The sequence below is a fragment of the Methanoculleus sp. UBA374 genome (assembly GCA_002508705.1).
Taxonomy (GTDB): Archaea; Halobacteriota; Methanomicrobia; order Methanomicrobiales; family Methanoculleaceae; genus Methanoculleus; species Methanoculleus palmolei.
Genome location: DAYL01000013.1, coordinates 99,094 through 109,758, shown reverse-complemented (window position 1 = coordinate 109,758; position 10,665 = coordinate 99,094). Strand labels below are relative to the sequence as shown.

The 10,665-nt window shown below is 60.5% G+C and carries 7 protein-coding genes and 1 tRNA gene; 4 read left to right on the top strand and 4 right to left on the bottom strand.

All coding sequences use genetic code 11. The features are described from left to right. From BRA42_RS03960 to BRA42_RS03945, 4 genes are all read right to left on the bottom strand, one after another. Window positions 1-2,014 (bottom strand): Ig-like domain-containing protein (locus tag BRA42_RS03960; RefSeq protein WP_342770457.1); only part of this gene is annotated, 2,014 nt, incomplete at its 3' end. Between the two features lie 193 nt (window positions 2,015-2,207). Then, window positions 2,208-3,608 (bottom strand): PEGA domain-containing protein, encoded by a 1,401-nt coding sequence (locus tag BRA42_RS03955; RefSeq protein ID WP_292406117.1) that lies wholly within the window; start codon window positions 3,606-3,608, stop codon window positions 2,208-2,210. A 39-nt stretch (window positions 3,609-3,647) separates the two neighbouring features. Then, on the bottom strand, window positions 3,648-5,171 hold the full coding sequence (locus BRA42_RS03950; protein WP_292406120.1) for an AMP phosphorylase: 1,524 nt from the start codon (window positions 5,169-5,171) through the stop codon (window positions 3,648-3,650). A gap of 389 nt (window positions 5,172-5,560) precedes the next feature. Further along, window positions 5,561-7,894: an MEMAR_RS02690 family S-layer glycoprotein gene (locus tag BRA42_RS03945; protein ID WP_342771111.1), complete on the bottom strand. Its 2,334-nt coding sequence runs from the start codon at window positions 7,892-7,894 to the stop codon at window positions 5,561-5,563. A gap of 498 nt (window positions 7,895-8,392) precedes the next feature. On the opposite strand from BRA42_RS03945, the gene BRA42_RS03940 reads away from it, so the two are divergent. The 4 genes from BRA42_RS03940 (at window position 8,393) to BRA42_RS03925 (ending at window position 10,662) form a co-directional block, all read left to right on the top strand. Next, window positions 8,393-9,118, top strand: coding sequence for a thymidylate synthase (locus BRA42_RS03940; protein ID WP_342770454.1), 726 nt, complete (start codon window positions 8,393-8,395; stop codon window positions 9,116-9,118). Window positions 9,119-9,170: 52 nt separating this feature from the next. Next, window positions 9,171-9,243 (top strand) — tRNA-Gln (locus BRA42_RS03935). A gap of 210 nt (window positions 9,244-9,453) precedes the next feature. Beyond that, window positions 9,454-10,284, top strand: a complete 831-nt coding sequence (locus BRA42_RS03930; RefSeq protein ID WP_394339243.1) for a TIM barrel protein — start codon at window positions 9,454-9,456, stop codon at window positions 10,282-10,284. A gap of 117 nt (window positions 10,285-10,401) precedes the next feature. Continuing rightward, window positions 10,402-10,662, top strand: coding sequence for a type II toxin-antitoxin system HicB family antitoxin (locus BRA42_RS03925; protein ID WP_292409949.1), 261 nt, complete (start codon window positions 10,402-10,404; stop codon window positions 10,660-10,662). Window positions 10,663-10,665 lie beyond the last annotated feature (3 nt).

Here is a 10,665-nt window from a genome sequence, read left to right as displayed (position 1 = left end):
GAGTTCCGCCAAGACCGTCGTAGTATCGATAGTTATTAGGCTCTAAATTGTTGCCGCTGAATTTATAAGCATCTGAAGAGTTCGCAGGATATCCCGTTCCGTGCCCAATCGGGCTTCCATCATAGTTCCAGTCGCCGTCAGTCATGACGATCACAGCTTTGATGGCATCGGATCGTCCTCTTTCATTCTGCATGAGTATTGCCTCGTAGATCCCCCGCCGCAGCTGTGTAGCACCGTTCGCATTGAGCCCATTTAGACTAGCGTTTACCTTATCAAATGAGTCGCCCAGATCATTATTCACCGTCGTCTCGGAGGCAAACGAGACAAGACCAATCCGATCCCGGCCCGAGTTCATCTGACTGATGAACGTTTCCGCCGCGCCCCGTGCTGCATTCATTCTCTCGTTCGAGTTACCACTATTTTTATCGATATCCCACTTCATACTCCCCGACCGGTCGACCACCAGCACCGCGTCGATCGGGTCCGGCTGCAGTTTATATCCGTCCCCCTTCAGCCGTATGGTGACGTCGACCGTACCGTTCACCGCGACCGTCTCGGGAGAGACCGAGGTCTCCACCGAGAGGTAGGGATAGTTCTTCCAGGTCAGGACGATATCCCGGCTGATGTTTCCCCATGTCGCCCGGACGGTCGCCGTGCCGGTCGCATTGGCGTTCCAGCCCGGCGCCTTTTTATCGGTCGTAAAACTCCCGGCGTAGAACCTGACGACAGCAGGGTCGACGCGACCGGACTCAATTTTAGTAGTCGTGGCTGTTGCTTCAGTTTGTCCCTCTGTCTCAAGATACGGCGCCACGGTCTGGTTGTACCCACCGACATAGACCGACAAGATCTTGAACGTCACCGTCTCGCCCTCGACCGGGTTCCCCTTGATATCCATCACCTTGGCCCGGAGCTGCGCAACAGAATTCAGATTGACATCCCGGCTTGGCATGAACTGGGGGCTCGCAGATAGGAGCATATCTACCGGATCAGTGCTGGTGAACTCGGCTTCCTGCGATACGCTCACGCTCGCGTTCGCGGCGGCCGTTGCGGTGATGGTCGCGATACCGACGGAATCCTCAGGCCCATAGGTGATCATCACCTGACCGTGGGAGTTGGAGTATAGGAGAGCGGTCTCCCGCTCCTCAGGCCGGTTTCCCCGCTGGATCGAGGCGTTTACCCAGAGACCCTGGCCCTCCGCAAGATTCCCGTACTCGTCAAACAGGGTGTAGGTGAACTCGATCACCTTATCGCTGTCGGCCGGGACCGAGGCGCTGGCAGGCTCAACCATCTGCGTGATGCTGAACGGCATACCGTCCGCCACGCCTTTGATGAAGATATACTCACTCCTGACCGACGCCGGCGGCTGGATAAAGACGATATTCTCCCCCTCCACCGTATCGACCCGGAGCGTCGCGGTGGCGTTCCCGTCCGCATCCACCGGAACCGTGATCTCGTCCTTATCACCGCCGACAAAAGTCGCGCCTCCCCCGGGCGAGCCCACCGTGAAGGTCACGTTCTCAGCTACGCGCCGGCTATCCACCACGTTGTCGTAGCGGTCCACCATCCGGACGATGATCGCCGTCGTCCCCCCGACCGTCACCTTCGGCCTATACCCGGGGGAGCCTGCGAGCCGGTAAGGGGCCGCATGATCGATATGCAGGTCGATGCTCCCGGCGAGGGAGCCGACCGTCGCCGTAACCGTCACATCCCCGCTCCGGGTCCCGGGGGTGAAGACCGCCGTAGCCGTACCGTTATCGTCCGTCACCGCCTGCGCGGGAGAGATGCCCCCTGAATCACCGTCCAGGGTAAAATCGACGGCAACCCCGGCGACCGGGGTATTGCTATCGGGAGTATTGTTCAGCACCTGCACCGTCACGGTCGCGGTCTCCCCGCTCCCCGCCGTCACCCACGGGGTATCCGCAGCTATCGTGATATCATCAGGAATCAGCGCACCGGCCGGAGCCGCCAGCAGGATCAGCCCCGCCACCAGACACGCATAGGTCCATCCGCTCATATGTCACCGTATCAACTCCTGACACACCAGAGTATATAAATATTGTCAATAGAATGCGCAACCGAGAAGGCGTAGTTTTAAGATTGGAGAATAATAATTGCATAGATTGAAAGAAACTATCGCACTGGAACCGGTATAATAAAAAAAAGATATTCCCGGGGCTGCCGCACGGGAATATTCTTTCCTGCGGGTCCTACAGGCTGTCCCGGATGCGAGGCTTGCCACGGTTCTTCCCGGCCTGCCTCCGCCGCACGACAAAGACCGCCGCAAGGAGGATCACGGCAACAACACCGACGCCGGCCACGAGCACCCAGACGTTGAAGGTCTGCTCCATGACAAGCGGAACGGTGAACTCGGTCGTGCCGAGCGGGATATCCGCATTGACCGAGATGTTCCGATAACCGTCACGGGTCGCGGCGACGGCGTACTCCCGGTTCGTGACGAGCGTCGTCTTGAGGGAACCCGTGCCGTCGGTCACCCCGACAACCTTACCGTCGATAACAATGACCGCGTCGGCCACTGCCTCCCGGTCGGTGCCCTCCGCGCGAACGGTGACGCTCGCCCGGTCGTAACCGAGCTCGGCGACAATCTCTTCACCCGCTCCGGCAATCTGGCGCGTCTCGCTCCAGTCTCCGTAACCGGACGCCCGCACCATGACCTCATAGGTACCCGCAGGGATATCGGAGAGTGCGAGCCGGCCGTACTGGTTGGTTTGCCCCCGGAGCGTCCCGTTGATGTAAACCTCCGCCCCTTCAACGGGCTTCGTCGCCTCGTCGAAGGCAGTTATCGAGACCGGGTATGACGACTTCGAGAGAGACGTCCGCAGGAACACAAAGTCTGTCCCGAGGTAACGACTCTCCTGGTACGGCTGGTAGTCAGTAGCCGTGACCTTGAGAGAATACCGCTTCTCCCGCTCCAGGTGGAGCGCCAGCCTGCCTGCGGCGTCGGTTGCCCCGGCGCGCGCGCCGTCGATGAAGACCTCCGCGCCCAGGATGGGTTTCGAAGTCTCACTGTCCAGGACCTGGACCGCCAGGAGGTCGTTACTGAGGAGACAGTACTGAACGACGTCGCTGGTGCTGTCATCCGTCCGTATGGTCTCAGAGAGGTCGCGGTAGCCCGACGCACGGACTTCGACGCTGTAGGACTCGTCCGATTTCAGCGAAAAGTCCGCACTCCCGTCGCTGCCGGTGACCTCCGAGTCGGAGTAATCATCGCTCTCGACGCGCACCACGGCACCGGAGATCGGGTTCCAGGTGACCGCATCGTAGAGTTCGAACGTGACGGTCTCGTCCTCCCGGATCATCTCGACCTCGACGCGTGTATCATCGTAATCGACGTAATCCACCCAGTTCCGGTAGCCCGACCGGACGACCTTCAGATACAGATCATCCCTCTCCTCGGAGTGATAATAGGAGTAGATGCCGTCCGATGCAGTGCTTCCCACATAGACGCCGTCGACGTAGACAGAGGCGCCGGAAATGGCGTCGTTGGTTTCCTCGTCCACCACGGTGATGCGCAGGGTGACCGCCTGCGCCGTGCAGCAGAGGAGGACGCAGGCGATGAGAAAGGCTATGATGAGACGGTGTTTTGCCATGCTGGAGTGTACTGCGGCCAGAAATTTGAGTGCTTCGGTTTACACCCAGCGCTCGGGCGGAATACGCTCGACGATCATCCCTTCCACGACCACCGGCATCAGCACCCTGCCGACCTCGATCGCACGTTCAAGCCGCCACTCCTGCTCGGCATAGATAGTGAAGATAGGGTCCCCTTTCCTGACCCGGGTCCCCTTCTTTGCGTGGACGAAGATCCCCGCGCCGTGGTCGTAGGGCGAGCCCGCAAGCCGGGCGAGCGTGACAAGCGCGCTGTTGTTCAGGTCGATGACGTAGCCGTCCTGCGGCGCTTTCACGTCGAACCGGTACTCCCCCGGAACGACATCGTCAGCCTTCACTGTCGGGTCGCCGCCCTGAACCTCGATGATCTGCCGCATCTTCTCAAGCGCCTTGCCGCTCCGGAGGATATCCGTGGCCATCTGGTATCCCTGGCCGTATGCCGCCTTTCCAGCCATTTCAAACGCTATCCCGGCAAGCGAGAGGCTCTTCTGGATCAGAGAGTTCGGCTCGGTCGCTCCCTCGAGGACGGCAAGCGCCTCGTGCACCTCAAGGTTCGGGCCGATGGTGTGGCCGACAAGCGACTCCCCGTAACTTAACGCGCACTCGACCCGTATCCCGAGCCGCTCGCCGAGTTCGATGAACGACCGGGCGAGTTTTCTCCCTTCCTGAGGCGTCGCAATCTTGGTGTTCCGGCCGACCGGGATATCGATAACCGCGAGATCGGCGCCGACGGCGAACTTCTTGGCCATAACGCTCGCGATCATCTGGCCTGGCGCGTCGATCCGGAGCGGGTACTCGTAAGTGATGATCTTATCGTCGGCCGGGGCGATGTTCGTAGCCCCGCCCCAGACAATAGTGCCGCCGACCTTCTCGGTCATCTGCTGCACTTCGGTCGCCGAGAACGAGACCGGCGCGAGGACCTCCATGAGGTCGGCAGTCCCGCCGGCCCCGGTGATGGCGCGGGAACTGGTCTTCGGGATCAGAAGGCCGCTTGCGGCGATGATCGGCGCGATCAGGAGCGTGATCTTGTTACCGGGCACGCCGCCGATGGAATGCTTGTCGACGACAGGGTGCCGGATAAAGTGGAGACGTTCTCCGGTCTCGACCATGGCCCGCGTCAGGTACTCAACCTCATCCATATCGAGACCGTTGATGTAGGACGCGGTGACGTAGGCGGTGATCTCGCCGGGCGAGAGGGTGTCGCTGACGATGTCTTTCACGATATCCAGGGTCTCGTCCTTGGTAAACCGCCCGTCGTCCATCTTCTTCTTGATGTGCGAGAGGGAGGCCGGCCGCTCGGCGCCCCGGACTTCGACGGGGGTCCCTTCATCGACGGCAAGCGTGGCATTCAGCGGCCGGTAGACGCCGATGACGCCCGGTGCGATGAGCGAGCCGGTGGTGTCGACATGGGCCTGGGCGGTCTTTCCCGTTGCTTCGTCGGCGACGAGGACGCGGTCGCCGTCGCGGATCCGCATGCTCCGTGCGTCGGTGCTGTGGAGGAGAACTCCCCGGTTTGCTATGTCAAGCAGTTTTACAGTCAGTTTCATACGCGAACCCTTATCCTATCTGAAAATTGAGGGTTTGTACTACTTAAGGGCGGCTGATCCGATGGGGCGACGGGGTTGGGAGAAGCCGGAATGATAGAGCCGGTCGTCACGCACAGCGGGAATATGGACCACTTCTCAGAATCGTAGGTGCGAGGGTTTTCCCGCCTTCCCATGGGGATCAGCCGACAGTTATAGAACCGGGCTCATCAAGCGTTTGGGATACGGGGCATCAATCGATACCGCGAGTGAGTATCCGTTGTTCAAGGATTGGTCTCAAAACCAGGGAGACCCCGGAAATCACGGCATCAGGAATGGAAAACCAGGGCACCGCCCCGTGCCCGAGAAAACACTCGAAAGAGCAGGGGAACAAAAAAATAAGTTAGTTGGGTTTAATCCCGACGCAGGACCAGGAAGGCAACCGCACCAAGGCCGGCAAGAGCAAGGAGTGCTCCGAATCCGGGGGTCGGGGGCGTGGTCGGGGTCGTGGTCGTGGTGGTGGTCGTGGTGGTCACAGTCGTGCCAGTCTCGGTCGGGGTGACCGTACCGGTCGGGGTCGTGCGCGGCTCGACTACGTTGAAGTTTGCAGTCGCAGACGTGTCGGTCTCGATAGACTCAACCTTGACCATGTACTGGTCGGGCTTGAAGCTGGCTCCGTTGACCTCGAAGGACCAGGTGTTGACACCCTCGCCCTCTTTGACCGTCGTGGTGCCGGTAACGCTGGAGAAGCCGGAGGACTGGGTCTTGTCAGACGGCCCGAACGCAGAGGAGGTGACCTCGACGTTCAGCGTGTCACCGACAGCGAGGTTGGTGGTGCCGGAGATCGTGAAGGTGCTGCCCGCATCCTTGTCGCCGATCGAGTCGATGAAGATGGTCGCTTCCGCAACAACGAAGGTGAGCTTCACGTAGGTGTCGTCGATGTTCGGGGAATCAAGGGCGTTGATCAGCGCGGTCGCTGCATCGGATGCCTGGAGCCGGGCGATGTTCACGTAGGTGAAACCGGAGCCCTCTGCACCGACAATGTAGCCTGCCTGAGTGCCGCTACCGGGCGTGATTCCGAAGATCCTGTCACCCATCGGGTGCTGGATGACCACGAAGTACTGGCCTGCGGAGAGGTCGTCGGTGTTCGTGAGTTCGTACTCGAAGCTGCCGTCGTCCTCAACAGTGGCGGACTCGGCGAGGATCTGCTTGTTCTTGCCGAAGATCCAGACTGCAACGTTGCCGGGGTCGCCCTGTGCGGTTCCGGTGAGCGTCAGGTCGTCACCCCTCGCGACAACTGCGCCGCTCGAGGTTGCGGTGATGAACCCGGACCGGAGGTTGACGGGGGCCGACTGGTACTTGGCATCGGAGAGGTGAGCCCTGTCTACGGGCTGCGAGGCAGCCCAGATAGTGTAGCCGCCAGCGTCAAGAGACCTCTGGATGTCGCCGGTGTTCCACTTGTACGACCAGGTGTCGTCGGCCTCAACGTCTTCCTGATCGAACGTGCTCGCATTGCCGTTCTGCACATCGGTCATGAGACCGGTGAGCATGACACCGTTGTGGGGAAGGTTCGAACCGGTCAGGAAGAGGTAGACGGTCTCACTGTCGGTGTTGGTACCGGAGAGTGTGATTTCCTCGCCGATGTAGTAGGTACCGGTGCCGGATGTCGTGATGGTAACGTCACCCTCCTCAACCCTCACCTTGACTTCGTCGTAGGTGCTCGTCTTGGTCGGGTCCTCGACGCGGATGGTGAACTGCCGGTCGTCGGTGCTCGAGTTGGTGTTGAACTGGACGGACCGCGTGCCGCCGGCGTTTGTGGATACATTCGCCGTGACGTTGCTGGCTCCAGCGATGGTGTCGTTAACAAGGGTAACTCCGTTCTGACCTGCGACGATCCACGGGTACTCCGAAGCAGCAAGGCTTCCTTCCTGCTTGATGTACATCTGGTAAGTCTTGAGCGACTCGCCGGCGATCGTCACGGTGAAACTGTTGCCGCGAACGACGTTGTCCTTGTTGGACGTGAGGGTCAGCGCCTTGCTGGAAACCTCGAAGGTCACGGTGTTGGAGTCAAAGCCCTTGCCGTAGAAGTCGGTGCCGCTGGGCCACTTTGCAATGGCGGTGTAGGTACCGGTCTCGGCGTTCGTCAGGGAGACGGGGCCCTTGACAACGGTCGCACCGTTAACCACAATACCCTTCAGGTTCTGGCCGAAGTTGGTCGTCACACCGCCGCCGGGCATGGTAACCTCAATCTGCATCGCAGAGCCCGTACCGGCAAGACCGTTCAGGTTGTTTGTCAGCTTGAAGGCCACCGGGGTCGCCCGGGTGATGGACTTGGCATTCACGGACTCCTGCCGGTTGGCGTCCAGCACAACATCCAGCGTTGCCTGAGGGTTCTGAATGTTGACGTATCCCGTAGATGTAGCCCGGTCGGTGGGGCTCCCACTGGCGTTGAACACGTAGTAGGGGCCGGTCGTTGTGCCAATGGCGGCCTTGGTCAACTCGGTGATATTACCGCTGGCATCCGCCAGAATGGTCTTATCGATAGCTCCCGCCGTGGGGTCGCTGTAGTGGACCAGCTGGGTAACAGGAGCAGTACCAAAAGCCGAGCCGAAGTTAAGGTTTTCTTCGCCTACATAGACGGTAGTGCCGCTTGTCGAGATCGAGATCGACCGTGCCGCAACCGGTGCAACGACCAGTGCAGCCGCGAGGACCATGGCGACTACCATCAGTTTTGTCATACTCTTCATACTATACCTCCATTGTGATGACATGAGGGAATGTGAACACGAGGTACTCGACAGACGTCGAATACGGGTTCACCACGCTCTATACTCCGAATTACGGAATATGTCACAATATTTGTGGAACACTTAATATATCCTTTGTGGTCGACCGGGGATCTGGCGTCCCTGATAGGCACCACAACACGGGAAAACGCCCCGAATTCACCTGGATTCCGGTTCATTCCCGGATCACCGCGTTCCATTGGTTTATGAGGATAAAAACCTTACTCCGGAAAAAGCGAAAAGCGCCGGACCCCGGCGGCAACCCCGGCGCCCGCACCATCGCGTATCGCACCCAAGGACCCGCACCCGGTCAGTACCGCCAGCGGCAGGGGACGCCGAAATTCCCCCCCTCACCCCGACCCCGGCGGCAACCCCGACCGGCATCGTTGCCGGAGCATCTATATATCAGACCCCCCTTAGTGCGGAGCCTTTTCTACCCCGGCCCGCCAACTACTCCCTATGCGGATCATTCGGGCCCCCACGCTCGCACGGGCACACGAACTGGCGGTCAGGACCGTCCTCGAAAAGGGATGGGCGCTGGAGACCGAGAACGACGAAGCAACGATCGAGTGCGAGGAACTTGCGCTCGACGTGGAGTCGCCGGAGAGCGAGCCGATGGTGAGCCCCGCCTCCCGATTCCAGCAGCGGTTCCTGGATGCCTACGCCGAGAATCTCCTCTCCGGCTCCGACGCGAAGTTCGAGTATGACTACCACCGGCGACTCTTCGACTGGGGCGAACGGCTCGCTACGGAGGGCGAAGACGTCCACGTCGACCAGATCGCCTACATCTCCCGAAAACTCGCCGCCGCCGCGAACTCCCGGCGGGCGGTCGCGGTCACCTGGAACCCGGTCATCGACGAGAACCTCGACGACTGCCCCTGCCTGCAGCTTGTCCAGTGCCTCCTCCGGAACGGAAAACTCCAGATGAAGGTCGTCTTCCGGAGCAACGACATTCTCTCCGCAGCCGGCGCGAACATGTACGCGCTCGTCCGCCTCCAGAGAGCGATCGCCGACCGACTCGGGGTAGCCTGCGGGCGCTATACCCACATTGCGCTCGTCCCGCACGTGTACTACCGGCGGGATGCGAACGACATCGAACCGTTCTGCAAATCCGGCGCCGAGATCCAGCCTGTCGCCGAGGTCTGCCGCGCCTGCGGAAAGTGCCCGCGCGCGTCAAAGATATGATGCCGGGCCGTCAGGTTAATTAGGATTCACAAACAACATTTTAGAGCCCAATAGCCCGGTAGTGTAGCGGTCAATCATGCGAGACTCTGGATCTCGCGACAGCAGTTCGAATCTGCTCCGGGCTACTACCCATCTGAGGGTCGAACCTTTTTTGCAGTACCTGAAGCGGATCGTCAGTATCTCTACGAACAGGTGTGAGACAACGGTTGTAGGGGTGGCGCTCCGGTTGCACGCGAAGTTCGCGGGATTACCACCCTTCAAACGCACGAACTCCCTTCATCCCGCCGGTATCCTGATGATAACTGCGGCCCCACGCATCAGAGGGAGATATGCCATTGCCTGACTACAACCTCGGCTGCACAGTACGGCTCGACGACCCGGAAACGCTCGCCTTTCTCTCGAAACTCTACGAAGAGGGTGCAATCCAGCATATCCAGGTGCAGGCTGTCCCCCTGCCCCGTCCTCTCTTCCAGGAACACCTCGACCGGGTCGCCGCGGCAGGCATCCCTTCGATCGTCCATGCGCCCCACCACAGCCACGGCGTCAACCCCTGCGCCCCCGCCGCCTACGACGACCGGCCGCGGGGCGAGATCACGGCGTACATCGAGGAGGCCGTGAGCCAGACCTTCGAAGCCGCCGACGTCCTCGGCGCGGAGACGATCGTCCTCCACGCGGGGAGGTACAAACCCGGAGGGCGCGCCGAGACCGTTGAAGGATTCGCCGGGTTCCTCGACCGCTACAACGATCCTCGGTTCACCCTCGAGAACCTCCCCGCGGTCCACGCCGGGCGTCCCTTCCTCGGGAACACCGCAGAAGAACTTGCGGCCCTTGCAGACGATAGAATCACCCGATTCTGCCTCGACTTCCCTCACCTCGCCTGCACCGCAAACTACCGCCGTCTCTCCTTTACGGAGGAACTGAAACGGTTCGAGGACCTCAGCGTGACCCTCCACCATCTCTCGAACATGCGGCGCGGCTCGATCACCGACGAGCACCTCGAACTCGACCATCCCGACGGCGGCCTCGACCTTGCGAGAATCTTCTCCCGGCTCCGGCGGTATCCCGCCGTCCCGACGACGCTCGAGTACAAACGGAACGCAACGGCGATCTACACCCGGCAGGTGCGGGTCTTCACCCGCCTCCGGGAGGAGTATGCCGGGGAGTGAATCCATGCCCTCACACCCCAACACTAAGGTAGGATAGACCAATAGCAGCAGTCGTGATCCCGCTCGACCAGGGAAAGCGAAACCCTATATGCGGGGGCAATCACATTGCGGTATACAATGATCCTTGAGTATATCAACGCGGCACTTGAACACGCCAACTACGAGATCATCGAGGACGACGAACCGTATTACGGAGAGATCCCGGAACTTCCCGGGGTCTTTGCAACCGGCAGGACGCTGGAAGAGTGCAGAAGAAACCTTGCCGACGTCATCGACGAATGGTTGATCATACGGCTCCGGCGCGGCCTCCCGATACCTCCGATCGCCGGTCGCACGGTGGGAGAGATCGTCAGAGTGGATATGGGTGCCGGAGCATAGAGA

Bases quoted from the DNA above. Each gene is read 5' to 3' on its own strand.
- BRA42_RS03955 (WP_292406117.1), bottom strand. From the start codon at position 3,608: ATGGCAAAACACCGTCTCATCATAGCCTTTCTCATCGCCTGCGTCCTC.
- BRA42_RS03950 (WP_292406120.1), bottom strand. From the start codon at position 5,171: ATGAAACTGACTGTAAAACTGCTTGACATAGCAAACCGGGGAGTTCTC.
- BRA42_RS03945 (WP_342771111.1), bottom strand. From the start codon at position 7,894: ATGAAGAGTATGACAAAACTGATGGTAGTCGCCATGGTCCTCGCGGCT.
- BRA42_RS03940 (WP_342770454.1), top strand. From the start codon at position 8,393: ATGCGGATCATTCGGGCCCCCACGCTCGCACGGGCACACGAACTGGCG.
- BRA42_RS03925 (WP_292409949.1), top strand. From the start codon at position 10,402: ATGATCCTTGAGTATATCAACGCGGCACTTGAACACGCCAACTACGAG.